The 17,075-nt window shown below is 67.4% G+C and carries 13 protein-coding genes; 3 read left to right on the top strand and 10 right to left on the bottom strand.

Features of this window, described 5'->3' with window-relative positions:
* Window positions 1–4: 4 nt before the first annotated feature.
* The 10 genes from G513_RS0105615 to G513_RS0105570 form a co-directional block, all read right to left on the bottom strand.
* Window positions 5–337, bottom strand: a complete 333-nt coding sequence (locus tag G513_RS0105615; protein WP_022975846.1) for a DMT family transporter — start codon at window positions 335–337, stop codon at window positions 5–7.
* Window positions 334–1,323, bottom strand: coding sequence for a cupin-like domain-containing protein (locus tag G513_RS0105610; RefSeq protein ID WP_022975845.1), 990 nt, complete (start codon window positions 1,321–1,323; stop codon window positions 334–336). The genes G513_RS0105615 and G513_RS0105610 overlap by 4 nt, the downstream gene beginning before the upstream one ends.
* Window positions 1,320–2,774: an efflux transporter outer membrane subunit gene (locus G513_RS0105605; RefSeq protein ID WP_169560521.1), complete on the bottom strand. Its 1,455-nt coding sequence runs from the start codon at window positions 2,772–2,774 to the stop codon at window positions 1,320–1,322. Before G513_RS0105605 ends, G513_RS0105610 begins: the two co-directional genes overlap by 4 nt.
* A complete protein-coding gene (locus tag G513_RS0105600) occupies window positions 2,771–3,688 on the bottom strand; it encodes an HlyD family secretion protein (protein ID WP_022975843.1) in 918 nt (305 codons plus the stop codon). The genes G513_RS0105605 and G513_RS0105600 overlap by 4 nt, the downstream gene beginning before the upstream one ends.
* Window positions 3,685–4,404, bottom strand: a complete 720-nt coding sequence (locus G513_RS0105595) for an ABC transporter ATP-binding protein (protein ID WP_022975842.1) — start codon at window positions 4,402–4,404, stop codon at window positions 3,685–3,687. Before G513_RS0105595 ends, G513_RS0105600 begins: the two co-directional genes overlap by 4 nt.
* The gene (locus tag G513_RS0105590; RefSeq protein WP_022975841.1) at window positions 4,401–5,531 is read right to left on the bottom strand and encodes an ABC transporter permease; all 1,131 of its coding nucleotides are present in this window, start codon (window positions 5,529–5,531) and stop codon (window positions 4,401–4,403) included. Before G513_RS0105590 ends, G513_RS0105595 begins: the two co-directional genes overlap by 4 nt.
* Window positions 5,532–5,570: 39 nt before the next feature.
* Complete coding sequence (locus G513_RS0105585) at window positions 5,571–6,791, bottom strand: SDR family oxidoreductase (RefSeq protein ID WP_211219602.1); 1,221 nt, start codon at window positions 6,789–6,791, stop codon at window positions 5,571–5,573.
* 75 nt (window positions 6,792–6,866) lie between these two features.
* Window positions 6,867–8,162: a CDP-glycerol glycerophosphotransferase family protein gene (locus tag G513_RS21565; protein WP_022975839.1), complete on the bottom strand. Its 1,296-nt coding sequence runs from the start codon at window positions 8,160–8,162 to the stop codon at window positions 6,867–6,869.
* Window positions 8,163–8,229: 67 nt separating this feature from the next.
* The gene (locus G513_RS0105575; protein ID WP_022975838.1) at window positions 8,230–9,585 is read right to left on the bottom strand and encodes a sensor histidine kinase; all 1,356 of its coding nucleotides are present in this window, start codon (window positions 9,583–9,585) and stop codon (window positions 8,230–8,232) included.
* Entirely contained in the window at window positions 9,582–10,247 is a 666-nt protein-coding gene (locus G513_RS0105570; protein ID WP_022975837.1) for a response regulator, read from the bottom strand. The genes G513_RS0105575 and G513_RS0105570 overlap by 4 nt, the downstream gene beginning before the upstream one ends.
* A gap of 187 nt (window positions 10,248–10,434) precedes the next feature.
* Here G513_RS0105570 and fdxA point away from each other — a divergent pair, with 187 nt between their 5' ends.
* The 3 genes from fdxA to G513_RS21560 are packed head-to-tail and all read left to right on the top strand — an operon-like array spanning window position 10,435 to window position 17,031.
* Entirely contained in the window at window positions 10,435–10,758 is a 324-nt protein-coding gene (gene fdxA, locus G513_RS0105565) for a ferredoxin FdxA (protein ID WP_022975836.1), read from the top strand.
* A 55-nt stretch (window positions 10,759–10,813) separates the two neighbouring features.
* On the top strand, window positions 10,814–13,627 hold the full coding sequence (locus G513_RS0105560) for a PD-(D/E)XK nuclease family protein (protein WP_156891411.1): 2,814 nt from the start codon (window positions 10,814–10,816) through the stop codon (window positions 13,625–13,627).
* Window positions 13,624–17,031, top strand: coding sequence for a UvrD-helicase domain-containing protein (locus G513_RS21560; protein WP_156891409.1), 3,408 nt, complete (start codon window positions 13,624–13,626; stop codon window positions 17,029–17,031). Before G513_RS0105560 ends, G513_RS21560 begins: the two co-directional genes overlap by 4 nt.
* The last annotated feature ends 44 nt before the right edge of the window (window positions 17,032–17,075 follow it).

Raw genomic sequence — 17,075 nt, 5'->3', positions numbered from 1 at the left:
GGGTCTACGCCGCTCTGGTGTCGAGCTGGAGCAGCACGATGCCGATGATGGTCGCCACCAGACCCGCGGCGCGCCGCCAGCTCATGGCCTCGCCGAATACCACGGCGCCGACCACCGCGATCAGCGCGATGGCGACACCGCTCCAGATCGCGTAGACCACGCTGACATCCAGCTTCTTGAGCAGCTGCCCCAGCAGGAGCATGGCGAGTCCGAATCCGGCACCGACCCCGACCCAGGCCCAGGGCCGCTCCCAACCGTTGGCGAGCTTGAGGAAACTGGTGCCGGCGATCTCGCCGGTGATCGCGAGGGCCATCAGGATCCAGGCATTGGTATTCATGTCAGGGCTCTTTGCGGCGCGGGCGCGTGCTGCATGCGATGGCAGGTGCAATTGCCCCAGCGATACAGATGCAGGCGGTGCAGCAACGCCCGGGTTTCCGAGGGCAGACCGCCGGCAAGGATTTCCCAGGGCGTGAGGCCGAACACCGCGAGGCTGATCGAAGGCTCCAGCGAGACCACGGCATGCCAGGTGCGGCTCGGCACGAACAGCGCATCGCCGGCTTCCACTCGCGCGTAGAGACCTTCAGCCCTGGCGAAACTTTCGCGTTCGGCCGGCTGCTCGTCGAGCCGCGAGATGTCGATATCGCTCAGGGTTGCGCCCCAATCGTACTTGCGCGACTTGCACATCTGCGGGCTCTGGTCCGGCGGAAACAGCAGGAATTCCTTGACGCCGCTGACCTGGCAGAACCAGTTGTTCGGGAAGTCGTAATGCAGGCCGGTGACAGTGTTGGCCGGACCGATGAAGGTGTACTCCCAGGTACGGCGCAAGCCGGGCCACAGCTGGCCGATCTCGAAGTGCTGCCGCAGCTCGGGGAACTCGTTGAGGATGTACCACTGGGCGAGATAGACCTCGTCGGCGGTGAAGGTCTTCAGATAATTCCAGTCGAGATGGAAGCGCTCGCCTTCTGCCAGCGACTGGCGCCGGCGATTCGGCAGCAGGCCGATGTCGTCGATACGCCCGGCGCGGATCGTCGCGGCTGCATCCGCTAGCTTGCGCAGATAAGGCGCCACCGGCTGGATCACCGGCTCGCGGGTCACGCCCTGCTCGACCAGCCCGTTCTGGAAGCTGGTGACCACTTCCGAACCATCCGGCCGGCGCAGTTCGGCGAGCTTGTCGAAAGTCCATTGCTGCGACGCCGGCCAGCGTTCGACCGCGCCCTTGACCAGCAATGGCTGCTGGCGCGGACGAAAGCCGCCGCGCGCTTCCAGATCGCGCCAATGCACGGTTTCAATCTGCTGGAATTCAGGGCCGAGATAGTGGTTCATGGCGTTACCTTTTTGTTACCGGGTCTGTTGCTGGGTTCGTTGATGGCACTTGTTGAACTGGCAAGTGCGAGATCCGGCGCGGACCAGCCGCCGCCGAGTGCGGCATGCAGCGCCAGCAGCGCATCGAGTTGCTGGCGATAGCGATCGACCGCCAGCTGTTCGGCTTCGAGCCGGGCTGATTCCAGAGTGATCGCGTCGATCCTGTTGGCGCGGCCGGCTTGCTGCTGCGCCGCGCTGCGCTGTGCGAGCTGCTGTTGCCAGGCCGCGGTCTGCTCCGATTGGCGCTGCCGGCTGTCGGCATCGGCATGCGCCTGCAGCGCCAGCTCGACATCGACGAACGCGGCGAGTGCGGCCTTGCGATATTCGGTCTCGGCGATTTCGGCCGCCTGCTGGCTGGCATCAAGCCTCGCTGCGCGGGCACCGCCATCGAGCAGCGGCAGGCTGATCGACGGGCCGATGCCGAACGGCAGGATCGCGCCGGACAGCACCCGGTGCAGCACATCACTGGCGACCCCCAGTTCGGCAGTCAGCCGGATCTGCGGAAACTGCTCGGCCCAGGCAACGCCGATCTGCGCCTGCGCCGCTTGCAGGCGTGAAGACGCGGCCTGCAGATCCGGGCGTCGCTGCAGCAGCGACGATGGCAGGCCGGATGGCACCGATGGGCGCCGTATCGCCTGCCGCAGCGGACTGGCTGCCAGCGTGAACGCTTCCGGCAATTCGCCGCACAGCAGCGCCAACTGCCAGATGTCCTGCTGGCGGCGCTGCTGCCAATCGGCAAGTTCGTCCTGCAGTTGGTTGCGCGCGCGCTGCGCTTCGAGCACCGGTCCGGCATCGATGCGGCCGGCGGCCTGGCGCGCGGTTTCCAAGGTCCATCGCTCGTCAGCCAAGGCGGCGCGACGCTGCAGCAGTACCCGCACTTCATCGGCTTCCGCGATATCGAAATAGCGATGAGCGAGTTCATCGGCCATCGCGATTCGAGCCGCACCGGCCTCGAAGCGCTGGCCGGCCGCGTCAGCCTTGGCACCGGCGATCTGATTGTCGATGCGGCCCCAGAAATCGAGTTCGTAGCTGGCTTCGAAACCGAGACGGTAGACGGCGGCGCTGCGCCGACCACCATTGACGGCGACCGCCGTGTTGTCGACCGGGCCAGCCTGGAAGTCGAGCGCCGGGCGCTTGCCGGCGGCGGCCAGACGTTCGGCGTCATCCGCGATGCGCAGTCTGCGGACCGCGATCTGCAGATCCGGATTGGCGATGGCCGCGCGTTGCAGCAGCCTGTCCAGCTCAGGGCTGGCGAAGCCGGACCAGAAGCCGGCGTCGCTGCCCTCGCCCGCGTCCGACATCGGCATCTGCCACTGCAGCGGAGTCGGCACCGGTGCTTCAGCGACACGCGGCGCGCTGGCGCAAGCCGCGAGCATTCCCGGCAGCAACAGGGCCAGACAAACAGACTTCATGGCGCGCCACCGAAGCGCACCAGCACGCGCTGGCCGATCAGCAGCGGCGCTGCACCGAGCGACAGCAGGCATTCGACGACATGGTCATCCTTCGCCGCTGCCCGCACCTCGGGCAGCGCTCGGACCGGGCCGACGGCGCGGGCGATCTGCGTGAGCTTGGCCGGATAGCGCGGCCCGCCGCCGGCTTCGGCCTCGATGGTCGCCGTCATGCCGAGCGTCAGGCGGCCGAGCAGATGCTCGTCGACTTCAGCACGGACGATCAGCGGCGCATCCGGCGCGAACCAGACCACTGGCGTGCCGCGGCTGAGGCTTTCACCGAGCTGGGCATCGATCCTCAGCACATGGCCCGCCGAGGGCGCACGCAAACTCAGTTGCCGGTGCTGCAGCGTCAGCCTTTGTTGCTGTAACTGCGAAGCCTGCAAAGCCAGACGTGCCGACGCCAGGTTGTCGGTGATCGCCTGCACGCTGGCCTCGGCCGTACGCAGCACGTCCTCGGCTTCGGCCTGCATGCGCACCAGCGGTTGCAGTCGCGCGATCTCCAGATGGCTGCGCTGAAGCTGTTGCTCCAGCGCGTGAACGGCCTGCTGGCCGCGCTTGATCTCCAGCGCATTGGCCTGCTGATCGAGCAAGGCGGTCTGCTCGTCCAGTTGCACCAGCACCGCGCCGACCTTCACGGCGACACCGTCGCTCGGGGCGAGCGCCGTGACGACGCCGTCTACCGGCATCGCCAAGCGTCGAGTGCCGCCCTGTACATCGACCCAGCCTGGCGCCGCAGCCACGGCCGCCACATTGACGACGGCAGGTGCCGGCAAGACGGCCGGCTGAGCGGCGCGGCTGCGGCCACCGTTGAGCACGGCAATGAACAGCGCCACCGCCGTGATCGTTGCCAGCAGCCGGCGCGGCCAGGCCTTCATGCTGCTTCCTCGATCGCCATCGAGGCGCGGCTGATGCGTTCGTCGCTGGTGATCCTGCCGTTGTCGATCTGCAGCACGCGCTCGGCGTGACGGATCAGTCGGGCATCGTGCGTGACGACGATCACCGTGGTGCCAAGTGCGCGGGCGATGTCCTGCAACAAGGCGATCACTGCGGTGCCGTTGCGGCTGTCGAGGGCGCTGGTCGGCTCGTCGGCGAACAACACCTGGGGCCGCGTGACCAGGGCGCGGGCAATCGCGACCCGCTGCTTCTCGCCACCGGACAATTCCGCCGGTCGCAGATGCAGACGCGCTTCAAGCCCGACCTCCGCCAGCGAGGCTTCGGCGCGCGCCTTGGCCGTGTTCTTGGCGATGCCGCCGAAGCGCAACGGCAGTGCGACTTGGTCCAGCGCGGTCAGCGCCGGGAACAGGTTGAAGCCCTGAAAGATGTAGCCGCAGTGCTGGTAACGAAAACGCTCCAGCGACCGCGCCGTCAGTGACCAAAGCGCGGCGCCGGCAATCCGCACCTCACCGCGATCCGGTCGCAGCAGACCGCCGATCGCGGCCAGCAGGGTCGACTTGCCGGAGCCGGACGCGCCCATCACCAGGCTCACTTCGCCCGGCATGAACTCGGCGGACAAGCCTTGCAGCACCGGGCTGCGTGCGGCTCCGCTGCCGAACGCGTGGACGAGGCCGTTGGCGATCACGGCAGCGCTCATCGCAGCAGCTCCGCCGGCTGCAGGCGATACAGCTCGCGCAGCGCCAGCAGGCCGGAGCCGATCGCGGTCAGCAGGCCGATCGCGAACGCAGCGACAACCCCGCCAGCCTGCAGCGCGAACGGCACCTGGAAATGCGCGGCCAGCATCGAGACGGCGGCGACCACGGCCAGCATCAGCAGGCCACCGGCCGCACCGATCCAGGCCGATTGCTCGACGATCACCGCACCGAGCTTCGAGGGCGGCACACCGATCGCCCGGAACGCGGCGTACTCGCGCAACTGGCCGAGCACGACACTGCGCAGGGTCTGGCTGGTGATGACGACGGCGATCAGCAAGCCGAGCACGGTCGAGAACAGGAAGCCGGCGCCGACACCGGATTCTTCCAGCCACCAGCGCTGTGATTGCCCCGACAGCTCATCGCGAGTCCAGGCTTTGGCGCTGCCGGCTGGCAGCAAGGCAGCGAGTTCAGTGACCACGGTTGTCGCCAGGGAACCAGGACGCAAGCTGGCGAGCACGAAGCTGCTGGTGTCGGCCGCCGTCTCGTCAACCAGCAAACCGCGCAAGCTTTGCCGCGACAGGAACACGTAAGTCGTGCCGATACTGCGCAGGCCGGTCGACAGTCCGACGACATGCAGACGATGGCCGTTGATCTCGACCGTCGTCGGCATCGTGCCGACATCGAGCTTGTCGGCTTCGCTGGCATCGACGACAACGCTGTCTGGCTCGGCAAGTGCTGCGCACAAGCTGGCTCGCAAGGCTTGCGGACAACTGAGTGCCAAGGGATCGGGACTGATGCCGACCAGGGTCACCGGCACCGGCGTGCCGGAACTGCCGCGCCAGCTGGCATCGCGCAAGCTCAGCGTCTCGCTGCTGACCACGGCCGGGTGGCTGTACAGCAACGCCGCCAGGTTGGAGGGGATGTCCGCCGCCTGATCGATGCTGCGAACGGCTGGCGCGGTCAGCCACAGATCGGCCGCCATGGTGTCGGCCAGCACGGTGACGGTGCCGAACATGCCGGCGAGCAGGCCGAGCTGCACCAGCATCAGCACGCCGGCAAAGCTCACCGACAGCAGCGCCGGCAGGAAGCGGCGCCAGTCGTGACGCAGGATGATCAGGGCCAGCGACATCGCCAAGCTCGAAAGATGCTCAGGGATCGAGGTCGGCGCCTATTTGAAGTCGCTCATCATCTGTTCGAGCAGCGGCAGGCCTTCGGTGCTGTTGATGCAGTGCCCGATGTACGACGGAAAACTCGGCGGTTGCGCGAAGCCTTCGGCGATCAGGCGATGGTTGTCGAACTGATAGTTGAGCAGCGAGAAACCGCCGTAGAGCTTTACCGCCTTGGTCACCAGGCGGCGGTTGGCGATGCCGAGCCGGGCCTTGAAGTCCGGCACGATCGACGGGATATCGCACTCGCGGATCTGCCGCCAGGTGTTGACCTGCGAGGGGATGTGCCGGGCCTCGGCCATCGCCGCTTCGATCGCCCGGAAACTGGCGCTGCCGTCGCCGGCGGAGATGTGGTAGAGGTCGCTGGCGATGTGTTCCTTGTAGGTCAGCAGCATCAGCGCCTGCGCGCAGTAATCGACCGGAATGACATCGACGGTCTCGTCGAGGCTGCACATGAAACGGCCCAGATCCTGGGCCATGCGGAACACCCAGAAGATGCTGCTCGACGGCTTGCAGCCCAGGCGGCTGTGACCGACGACGATCGACGGCCGCGCCACCACCAGCGGCAGGCCGGGGATTGCCCGCATCTGGCGCTCGGCTTCGGCCTTCGATGCGGTGTACGGCACCAGATGGCCCGGCGTTTCCGGCAATTGCCAGCTTTCCTGCACCGGCGAGGTCTGACCAGCGCCGCAAGCCATCGCGGTGCCGATATGCACGAAGCGTTTCAGTCTCGGCGCCGCGGCCATGCGCTTGGCAAAAGCGACCGTGCCGACGACGTTGACCGGCCAGATGCCCGGATGATTGCCGAACGAAGCCACCGCGGCGCTGTTCAGCACATGGGTGACGCGATCAAGGCGCGGATCGTCCGAGAACGCGGCGACATCGGCGAGATCACCGACGATGATCTGGTCCGCCGTCAGCAGCGACAGCGGCGCGGTCTTCGATTCGAAGCGGCCCAGCGATTCGAGCAGGCGCTTCAGGCCTTCTTCCTGCGAAACCGCACGAACCAGGAACAGCAGGCTTTGCGTCTTGCCACTTTCCATCGCTTCGATGGCGCAGGCACCGCCGACGAAACCGGTGGCACCGGTGATCAGGGTCAGCGGTGGGAAGGGTCGCAGATGGCCTTCTGGACAGGAGACCATCGCCGGAAGATCGAGCGGCATCGCCTGGCGGCTGGTGGCCCCTGAAGTCGGGGTTCTGGTCTGCGGATGGAACTGTTGCATGGCAATCCTTCGGTCGACATCGCGGGCCTCATGGCCTGCGTGACGTCATTGAAAGGCTTGCCGCTTAAGAGACTATTAGCCAGACAACAAGACACTACCGGCTGTCTGCTCGGAGGCCGCCGCCACCGGAAACTGCCGTGCGCAGAAGGCCCGGATCGCTTCGGCACCGCGCACCGAAGAAGGCGTTTCGCGCAGGTCGAAGCTGTAATCGAACAGCGCGCGCTGAGTGTCGATGTAGTGGCTGTGGCTGGCGAAGGCGGCGTCGATCGCCGCTTCCAGGTGCTCGACGGTGTCGAGCACCGGGCCGGCATTCCAGTGGCGGAAATTGTCGTCGTCACGCCAGGCCACGCCCTGTGTATTGAGAAACACGCAAGGCCGCGGACGATGCAGGAATTCGTAGACCTGGCTGCTGGCGTCGCCCAGATACAGATCGGCCGCTTCGGTATAGCTCATGTCGCAGCTGCGGGCGCTGCCGGTATCGATCAGCATGTGCGGGCAGTCGCGGTAGCGAGCCGGAATCTCGCCCGGCGCATCGAAGCTCCAGCGATCCAGCGATACCTGCACGCGCTTGGCAAACAGCATCACATGCGGCGCGACGATCAGGTTGTAGCGGTCCGAGCGGTAGAAGGCTTCGAGCACCTCAAGCCCATCGCGATACCAGGACGACAGACTCGGCGAGCAATGCGGGTTGTAGAGCACCGTCGGGCGATCGTTGTCGAACAGCTTCGGTCGAACGACGTCAGCGGTGTTGCCCGCCGCGCTTTCGTCGGCATGCAGATCGAACTTCGGATAGCCGATCACCGCATGGCCGCCGTCCTTCAGCAGGCCGGCCTCGATCAGGCGATCGCGGATCTTCTCGCCGGACATCAGCACCAGATCGAATTCGCCGCTGGCCTTGTCGAAACCGACCTCGCGATCACCGGCACCGTGGCGGGTGTGGACGAATTTCAGATGCTTGAGGCCGAAGCGGCTGCGCAGCAGCAGGCTGGTCTTCTCCGGCACCACCAGCAGATCCAGATCGCGAAATGCTGCGCGATTGCACAGCAGCATCATCACTCGCGAAAACGGCATCAGCGGATCAAGCAGCGGCTGCAGCAGACGCAGCAGGAGCGGCAGACGCAGCCGGTAAATCTTGCCGGTCGGCATCGCATATTTTTCCGCCACTCGCAGCAGCGCTTCGTGCTGGGCCTGGCTGGTGACGAACAGCCTGACCTCGGGTCCGTCCTGCCGACGCATCAGCTCGAAGGCGATCGGCGCGCTGTGGGCGAGCTGGTGCAACTGATCGTGGTTGAACAGGAAGCCACAGCGGACTCCACGATGTCCGCTCGAGGCCGGCCGAACCAGCTGCGCCATCAGTTCTTGCTCGATCATCGCACTCACAATCTCATGTCTCCGGATGCGGACCTGCTGAACCTAAGTCCCCATGCTTAAGCGGGCGTTAGGGTCTTTTCCGTCTATTCGTATCTCCCGTGGCAGAGTCCGGACCCGCCAGCGGCAGCAGCACACGGACAGCAAGCCCGATGCCCGAAGCGCCGTCCTCGAGAACGATGCTACCGCCGTGGCGATCGACTTCCTGGCGGACGATGGCCAGGCCCAGGCCGGTGCCGCTGGCATCGGCATCGCCTTCGCGGACGAAGCGCTCGAACACTGCCTGGCGACGGTCGGCGGCGATGCCGCAACCGGTGTCCGAGACCAGCAGGACGGCCTGGTTGGCGTCGACCTGCAGCGATACATCAACCCGACCACCGGCTGGCGTGTGCCGGATCGCGTTGTCGACAAGGTTGGTGATCAGGCTGCGCAGGCCTTCGCCCTCGCTGTCGATCAGACAGGGCTGGCTGGCGACCAGGCCGAGATCGATCTGCTTGTTCGCTGCCAGCGGATACAGCTCGGCAAGCACGGTGGTCAGCAAGCTTTCCAGATTGATTCGGCGCAGCGGCCGTTCCGGGCTGGCGCCGGGCTCGCTGCGCGCCAGCGCCAGCAGCTGGGTGACCATGCGGATCGCGCGGTCGACGCCGGACTTCAGTGCGTTCAGGGCATCGCTGCGTTCCGCCGTGCTGCCAGCCTGCTGCGCCCGCTGCACCTGCAGACCGACCACCGTCAGCGGCGTGCGCAGCTCGTGCGCGGCATCGGCGAGGAAGGCCTGCTGACGACGCGCGGCATCGGCTTGCCGGGCCAGCAGATCATTGAGCGCCCCGATCACCGGGCCGAGTTCGCTGGGCGCATCGTCGACCACCACCCGCACCTGCTTGTGCGGCCCGCCGCGCTGCAGCTGATCCGCCAGGGTGCGCAGCGGCTGCAGCAGCCGGGAGATCGCCAGCCAGGAAAACAGCGCCAGCAGCGGCAGCACGCTGAGCAGCGGCAGCAGCAGACGCAAGGTGGTATTGGCGGCAATCCTGCGGCGTGCCGATTTCTCCTGGGCCACCTGCAGCCAGCCGCCGTCGGGCATGGCCCGGGCGTAGCTGCGCCAGTCCACATCCGGGCTCTTCAAGGTCATCAGCCCGGCAACGGCGGGGATCGGCGCGCGTTCTTCGGTGCTGGATGCGTAGCGCAGGCTGCCATCGCCGGCCCAGAGCTGGATGACGATGTCGTCCTCGGCTTCATCCGGGTTGCGCACTTCGCCGAAGCCGAGGCTTTGCGGCGCCAGATTGTTGCCGATTGCCTGGAGGCGATCGTCGAACAATTCGTTGAGCTCCTCGACCGCCTGCCAGTACAGGCCGAAGATGCCGATCAGGCTGCCGATCATGCCGCCGACCAGCATGGTCAGCACCAGTCGACGGCGCAGCGAGGATTTCACGGCAGTGTCTTGGCCACGAAGTAGCCGACGCCGCGGGCATTGCCGATGAAGTCCGCTGAAAGTTTGCGACGCAGCGCGTGGACGTGGACTTCCAGCGCATTGCTGGCGATCTCTTCGTCCCAGCCGTACAGGCGTTCGACCAGCTGCTCCTTGGTCCACACCTTGCCCGGGTGTTCGAGCATCGCGGTCAGCAGCGCGAACTCGCGACGGGTGAAGGTGATCGTCCGGCCCTGATAACTGCCTTCGCGGGAGGCCAGATCAAGGCTCAGACCGAGATGCTCGATGCCGGGCTGGGCGTTGCCGGCACGGCGCCGGCTCAGCGCCCGGATGCGCGCCAGCAGCTCGTCGAGATCGAAGGGCTTGAGCAGGTAGTCGTCGGCACCGCTGTCCAGGCCCTTGACCCGATCCTGCACGGCATCGCGCGCCGTCAGGATCAGCACCGGCGTTTCCTGACCGGCGCGGCGGCCATCTGCGAGCACCTGCAAGCCATCGCGTCCCGGCAGGCCGAGATCGAGCAATACCAGGTCATAGGCCGTGGCCTGCCAGTGGCTGGCGGCGGCAACGCCATCACGAACCCAGTCCACCGCATGGGCATTGAGCGCCAGGCTGCGAGCCAGCGCCTCGCCGAGCATCGCGTCGTCTTCGACCAGCAGAATTCTCATCGGCAAACGGGCTCGGGCATGAACAGCATCATTCCTGGAACGACAATATTGCCGCCGATCCTTAAGGGCAGATTATCGATTCCGGCGCCCGGCTTCGTCGCCGGGCGTCACTCAGTCGAGCCGGCATCGTCACGAGCCCCGATAACACCGTAAAATCCTCCACCTGTTACCGCCTGCCTCGAGTGCCATGACCTTCGTCGTCGTTGAAAACTGCATCAAGTGCAAATACACGGACTGCGTGGAAGTCTGCCCGGTGGATTGCTTCCATGAAGGGCCGAATTTCCTGGTCATCGATCCGGAAGAATGCATCGACTGCACGCTGTGCGAACCGGAGTGCCCAGCCAATGCCATCCTTGCCGAGGATGATGTGCCCGAAGATCAGAAACATTTCATCGCGCTGAACAAGGAATTGTCAGCCGAATGGCCGGTTCTGACCGAGAAGAATGACGGCCTGCCCGGCGCCAAGGACTGGGACGGCAAGCCGGACAAGTTCAAGCTGCTGGAACGCTGAAGCCCGCGTTCCCCCTGAGCGATTTGCGCCGAACTCAGAAGACCCAGCCCGGCGCGTGAGTCCTTCCCGCACGCCGCTGTTGCTGTTCGCGCCAGGAACCGCGTTCGTCGATCAGGTCGCCCGGCGGCTGATCGACGAGCATCGCCAGCGCTTGCCGGATCTGTCCGGGTTGACCTTGGTGGTCGCCACGCCGCTGCTGGTGCGGCCGCTGCGCGAGGCGCTGGTTCGGGCCGCCGGCGCTGCGCTGCTGATGCCGCAGCTGCTGAGCCTCACGCAGCTGGCGGCCCGGTATCGAGCCGGCGATGCGCCGGCACCGCTTTCGGCATTGGCCTGCCGGCTGCAACTCGCCGAGTGGCTGACCCGACTGCGCAGTGTGTTTCCCGGTCGCGATCCGATGCAGGTCGCCGACGCCTTGTTCCAGCTGTTCGAAGAACTGGCGCTCAATGCCGTGCAGCTGCCCGAGCGGCTCGAGGACTTTGCCGAACAGCTGCGCATTGCCTATGCCGCGCCGGAACTGGACGCGCTGTCGCGCGAAGCGCAGCTGGTTCATCAGTTGTGGCGGGCCTACACCGAGGAGATCGGCGACCGCGCCCCGGCCGTTGCCCATCTGCGGGCACTGCAAGCTGCGTGCGTTGATCTCCGCGACACCTGGCTGATCGGCCATGACCACTTGAGCCGCGCCGAGGCCCGTCTGCTGGCGCCGCTGCTGGCCGAAGGACGGCTGGCGCTGTGGTCCCGGGGCCGCAGCAGCGGCCGTGACGGCGAGGCGCCGAACCGACTGGCCAGCCTGCTCGATCTGCCGGCTGTCGAAGTACCGGCGCAGTCGACGATGCGCGGCCGCCTGCTCGATGCGCTGTTCGCGCTCGGCGACGGCAGCCTGGCCGAACGCGCCCGGGCGCTGGCTGGCAGCGGTCCCTGCGGCATCCGGTTGGTGGCCGCGTCGTCGCCCGAGCATGAAGCGCGGGTCGTCGAACTGGCGGTGCGCGAAGCGCTGCTCGCCGGCCATCGCGATGTGGTCGTGGTCAGTGGCGATCGCCGCCTCGCCCGCCGCCTGCGCGCCCTGCTCGAACGCGCCGGCATCGCGCTCGACGACCGCATCGGCTGGACGCTGTCGACCAGCCGCGCCGCGGCGACCTTGTCGGCCTGGCTGGAATGTCTGGAAACCGGCTTCCACTATCGGCCGCTGCTCGATCTTCTGAAATCGGGCTTCTTTCGCGGCGAACCGGTGGAGCGTCCCGAGCCGCCGCTGGCTGCGCGGCTCGACCAGCTATTGCACTTCCCGCCACGCGATCTGAAAACTGCGCCACGCGCCGGCCTCGCCGCGCTGCAGAAGCTGGTCGACGACCGCTGGCCGGCGCTATTCGAGCGCTTGCAGCGCGCCGGTAGCGAATTGCCGGTCAACGGCCCGCCGCGCTTGGCCGTCGAGTGGGCGCGCGCCACCCTGGCCAGCCTGAATGGGGTCGGCCTGTCGGCCGGGCTTGCCGATGACGATGCCGGTTCGCAGGTGATCGCCGCGTTGCGGCAGCTGGAACAGGCGCTCGACGGCCTGCCGCTGCGGCTGCGCTGGTCGGAGTTCCGCGCCCTGCTCGACCGCCACCTGGAAACCTCGACCTTCCGGCCGGAAGTCGATCCCGGCCTGCCGAGAGTGCCGCTGCTGACCTTGGACCAGACCGCCGGCCTGTCGGCCGACGTCATCGTGCTGGCGTCGGCGACTCGCGCCGCGCTGCCCGGTGCCGCGCCCGGCGAAGTGCTGTTCAACCACGCGGTGCGCGCCGAGCTGGGGCTGGAAGGCTGGCCGGTACGGCAGGCGCTGGGGCTGAGCCGGCTGCGCGGCCTGCTCGAAGCCGCGCCGATGGTGATCGCCAGCTATGCGGCCGCCGAGGACGGCGACACGCCGCAGCCCTCGCCCTGGCTGGAAGCGCTGGCAGCGCAGGCGCAGGCCGCCGGGCATGATCCGCTGCACGACAGCGCACTCGCCGCTCGCGCCGGCCTGGCCGCGACCCGGATCGCGCCGCGCGTCGCCGTCGATCTGCAGCCGCAGGCCATGCCGGCACCGATGGCGTCGGCAGCGCTGCTGCCGTCCCACCTGAGTGCCGGCAGCCACCAGCAGCTGATCGAATGTCCCTACCGCTGGCATGCGGCGAAGAACCTGCGCCTCGACGCCGGCCAGGACCCGGATGCCGAGCCGGATCGCAGCGACTACGGCGATCGCGTGCATCGCATCCTCTGCGCCTTCCACGAGCAGCGCGATCCAGCATTGCCGCCGCCGTATGCCGGCCCGGCTGCAGCCGAGCCGATCGCCCGCTATCTCGAAACGCTGGCCGACGCCGTGTTCGCACCCGATCTCGCGAGTCGGCCGATGGCCGCCGTCTGGCAGCGCGAGTTCGCCAGGGTCCGGCCCTGGCTGGCCGTGCAACTGGCCGAACGCAGCGATGCCCGGGTGCAAGTTGAAGTCGAGCTGCCCCGCGAGCACGCCGGCTGGACGCTCGGCGGCCTGGTCGATCGCATCGAGCACCGTACCGAAGGCGCCACCATCGTCGATTACAAGACCGGCAGCCGGGTGCCCGATGCCAAGGCAATGGTTTCCGGCGAAGCGGTGCAACTGCCGCATTACGCGCTGGCGGTGGAAGATCCGGCGGCGATCGAGTACTGGAAGCTCGGCGGCGATCTGGCCGCGCACAAGCGCATCGTCAGCCTGCCGGACGAGACGCTGACCCCGCTGCTGTCGGCCATCGAAACCCGACTGCAATCGCTGCGCAGCCGCCTCGAGGCTGGCCATGCGCTGCCGGCAAATGGCGCGGCTGCGGTCTGCGAGCATTGCGATCACAGCGGCCTGTGTCGGCGTGGCAGCTGGGTAGCGGCCTCGTGAAGCTCGCGCTCGATCCGGCTCGCTCGGTCAGCGTCGTCGCGTCGGCCGGCAGCGGCAAGACCTGGCAGCTGGTGTCGCGAGTCGTGCGCCTGCTGCTGGCCGGCACCGACCCCGGCGGCATTCTCGCGCTGACCTTCACCCGCAAGGCCGCGGCCGAGATGCGCGAGCGGGTCGAAAGCCGGTTGCGCGAACTGGCTTTCGCCAGCGACGAGGCGCTCGATCGCGAGCTGATCAACATCGACCTGCGGCCAGACGACACGCTGCGAGCGCTGGCGCGCAGCCAGTACGAGCGCCTGCTGCAAGCGCCGTTCGGCTTGCGCGCACTGACCCTGCATGCGTTCTGCCAGGACCTGCTCACCCGCTTCGCGATCGAGGCCGGCATTCCGCCCGGCTACACGCTGCTGGAAGACGAGCGCGAACTGCTGGCCGAAGCCTGGACCACGCTGCTCGACGCGCTGCATCGCCAGCCGGACAGCGCGGAAGCCCGGGCCTTCAGGCAGCTGATCGACGACGGTGCCAGCGAACACCAGCTGCGCGGCTGGCTCGATGGCTTCATCCAGCAGCGCAGCGACTGGCGTGCGCTGGTGCAGGACTGGCCGGCCGACGAGCAGATCGCCAACTACTCGGCGATGCTGGCCGACGAACTCGGCGTCGATCCGGACGACGCAACACCTCCGGAAGCGGCGCTGATGACGCCGGAATTCGTCGAGCAGCTGAGCCGTGCCTATGACCTGCTGACCGATTTCGGCGGGCTCGGCCATCTGAAGGCCGAGGTGCCGGCGGCAGCACTGGCCGCCACCGACGCCCTTGCTCGCTTCGCGGCCGCGCAGAAGTTCCTGACCGATGGCGAACGCCGCAAGCTGAAGATCAAGGCCAAGGTCAGCCAGGCCGAATTCGCCCGCTTCATGGCGGTCTACGACACGATCTGCACCACGCTCGAAGCCATCGCTTGCGCCCGCATCGCCCGCCGCAACTGGCAGCGCGGTGTCGCTGCGGCAACGCTCGGCATCCGCTTGCTGGCCGCGCGTGACGAAGCGCTGCGAGCACGCAATGCGCTCGGCTTCGACGATCTCGAATGGCAGGCTTGGAAACTATTGCGCGGCCCGGATCGCGACTGGGTGCAATACAAGCTCGATCGCCGCATCGACCACCTGCTGCTCGACGAATTCCAGGACACCAGCCCGACCCAGTGGTCGCTGCTGCTGACCATCCTCGACAACATGGCCGAGGACCGGGAACGACCGCGCAGCGCTTTCGTGGTCGGCGATCCGAAGCAGAGCATCTACGGCTTCCGGCGTGCCAATCCGGAACTGCTGGCGCGTGCCGGTGACTACCTGTGCGACCGCCTTGGCGGCGTCAAGCAGCCGCTCAACGATTCACGGCGCAGCGCCCCGGCGGTGATCGCGTTCGTCAACGCGCTGTTCACCGGCGAGGACGCGACGACGATCGGTTTCGAGCCGCACGCCACTCATCGCAGCGACGACTGGGGCGCGGTGGAAGTGCTGCCGCGAGTCGTGCCCGAGGTCGAAGCCCTGGTCGCCGCTGCAGCCGACAAGCTCGACCGCAAGCAACTGGTCGTCGGTACCTTGCGCGATCCGCTGACCGAGGCGCTTGCGGACGAGGAGCAGAGCCTTGCCGCCCGCGAAGGCGCCCAGGTCGCGGCGCGCATCCGTGCGCTGATCGATGCCCGGCTACCGGTCGCCGTCGACGGCCAGCCACCGCGTGCGCTCGGCTATGCCGACGTGATGATCCTGGCCCGCGAACGCACGCATCTGCGCGCCATCGAGCAGGCGCTGGCCGAAGCGAGGATTCCATTCGTGGGATCGGCGCGCGGCGGTCTGCTCGATACCGTGCTGGCGCGCGATCTGATGGCCTTGCTGCGCTTGCTCGACAGCCCGCAGCGCGATCTCGATCTGGCCCAGGTGCTGCGCTCGCCGATGTTCGCGGCCAGCGACGACGATCTGGTGCAACTGGCCCTGGCCCGCGACGACGGCCGCGATTGGTGGAGTCGCTTGCAGTCGCTTGCCAGCCGCGACGCCGGGCACGATGCCTTGGGCGAACCGCTGGCGCGCGCGGCCGCGGCCATCGCGGCATGGCTTAAGGCCGCCAGCCGCCTGCCCGCCCACGACCTGCTCGACCGTATCGACGGCGAGCTGGATCTCGCATCACGCTATGAAGCGGTGATGCCTGCAGACCGGCGCATCAGAGTCAATCTGGGCGCGCTGATGCAGCAGGTGCTGAACATCGACCAGGGCCGCTATCCGACGCTCGGCCGCCTGAATCAGGCGCTTGCCAGGCTCGCCGCCGCCGGCAAGGACGCGCCCGACGAAGCGCCGCCGGCCACCGCCGATGCGGTACGGGTGATGACCGTGCATGCCTCTAAGGGCCTGGAAGCGCCAGCCGTGTTCGTGGTCAACACCGCGCCGACGCCGAGCAGCCGCGATGCCGGCTGGCTGGTCGACTGGCCATCGGACGCCGACCGGCCCCGCGCGTTCGTGCTGATCGGCGCCAAACCGGAGCGCGATGCCCGCAGCGAAGAACTGATCGAAACGCGTCGCAAAAAGCAGGATCGCGAAGTGCTGAACCTGCTGTACGTCGCCACCACCCGCGCTCGCCAGTACCTGTTCGTGTCGGCGTTCGCGCAGAAGCAGGAAGACCGGCTGCGCCGCTGGCACCAGCACGCCGTGGACGCGATGATCCAGCTGGTCGCCGAACATGGCATGCAACCGCTGGCCGATGCACCGGAAGGCACGCTCGGAATCCGCCTCGGCAATTTTCCGGTGATCCCTGCAGCGGCCGTGGCCACCACTGCGGCAGCGCCTGCCGAATCGCCGCGTCTGCGTGAACGCTTGCCCGCGTTGCTGCGCACGGGCGCGACCCCATCCAGCCACGGCACGGCACGCGATCCCGACGCCGTGCTGCGCGGCCGGGCGATTCACTGGCTGATCGAGCAGCTGGTGCGCGGTCTCGCACTGCGTGCAGACGGTCTGGTCGCTCAGCTGGAAGCCCAGTTCGGTGAAATCGTCGATCCGAGCCTCACTGACGGATGGCTCGCCGAAGCCCGAACCGTGCTGACCAGCCCGCAGCTGACCATGCTGTTCGATCCGGCACGGCTCGTGCGGGCCTGGAATGAAGTGCCGGTGCAGTGGCAGGCCGATGACGGCACGCCGCGCAACGGCATCATCGACCGCCTGATCGACGACGGTGCGCAGCTGTGGATCGTCGATTACAAGACTGCGCCGCGCCCGGATGCCGCCAGCCTCGTGCAGCAGCATCGCAGCCAGATGGATGCCTATGTCGATGCGATCGGCAAGGTGTTTCCAGGCCGCGCGATCCGCGCCGGGCTGGTGCTGACAGCGACGGCGAGCTGGCTGCCGATGCCATCAAACCGAACTGAGGACTGAACCGCTGCGGGCTTTACGCTGTCCCTCGTGTTGTCGTCCTGTCA

Source organism: Nevskia ramosa DSM 11499 (genome assembly GCF_000420645.1).
Classification (GTDB): domain Bacteria; phylum Pseudomonadota; class Gammaproteobacteria; order Nevskiales; family Nevskiaceae; genus Nevskia; species Nevskia ramosa.
This window is presented reverse-complemented; position numbering and strand designations above follow the sequence as displayed.

Excerpts from the sequence above, each read along its gene's own strand:
- G513_RS0105600 (WP_022975843.1), bottom strand. The coding sequence starts at position 3,688 with ATGAAGGCCTGGCCGCGCCGGCTGCTGGCAACGATCACGGCGGTGGCG.
- G513_RS21565 (WP_022975839.1), bottom strand. The coding sequence starts at position 8,162 with ATGATCGAGCAAGAACTGATGGCGCAGCTGGTTCGGCCGGCCTCGAGC.
- G513_RS0105615 (WP_022975846.1), bottom strand. The coding sequence starts at position 337 with ATGAATACCAATGCCTGGATCCTGATGGCCCTCGCGATCACCGGCGAG.
- G513_RS0105610 (WP_022975845.1), bottom strand. The coding sequence starts at position 1,323 with ATGAACCACTATCTCGGCCCTGAATTCCAGCAGATTGAAACCGTGCAT.
- G513_RS0105595 (WP_022975842.1), bottom strand. The coding sequence starts at position 4,404 with ATGAGCGCTGCCGTGATCGCCAACGGCCTCGTCCACGCGTTCGGCAGC.
- fdxA (WP_022975836.1), top strand. The coding sequence starts at position 10,435 with ATGACCTTCGTCGTCGTTGAAAACTGCATCAAGTGCAAATACACGGAC.
- G513_RS0105570 (WP_022975837.1), bottom strand. The coding sequence starts at position 10,247 with ATGAGAATTCTGCTGGTCGAAGACGACGCGATGCTCGGCGAGGCGCTG.
- G513_RS0105605 (WP_169560521.1), bottom strand. The coding sequence starts at position 2,774 with ATGAAGTCTGTTTGTCTGGCCCTGTTGCTGCCGGGAATGCTCGCGGCT.
- G513_RS0105590 (WP_022975841.1), bottom strand. The coding sequence starts at position 5,531 with ATGTCGCTGGCCCTGATCATCCTGCGTCACGACTGGCGCCGCTTCCTG.
- G513_RS0105585 (WP_211219602.1), bottom strand. The coding sequence starts at position 6,791 with ATGCAACAGTTCCATCCGCAGACCAGAACCCCGACTTCAGGGGCCACC.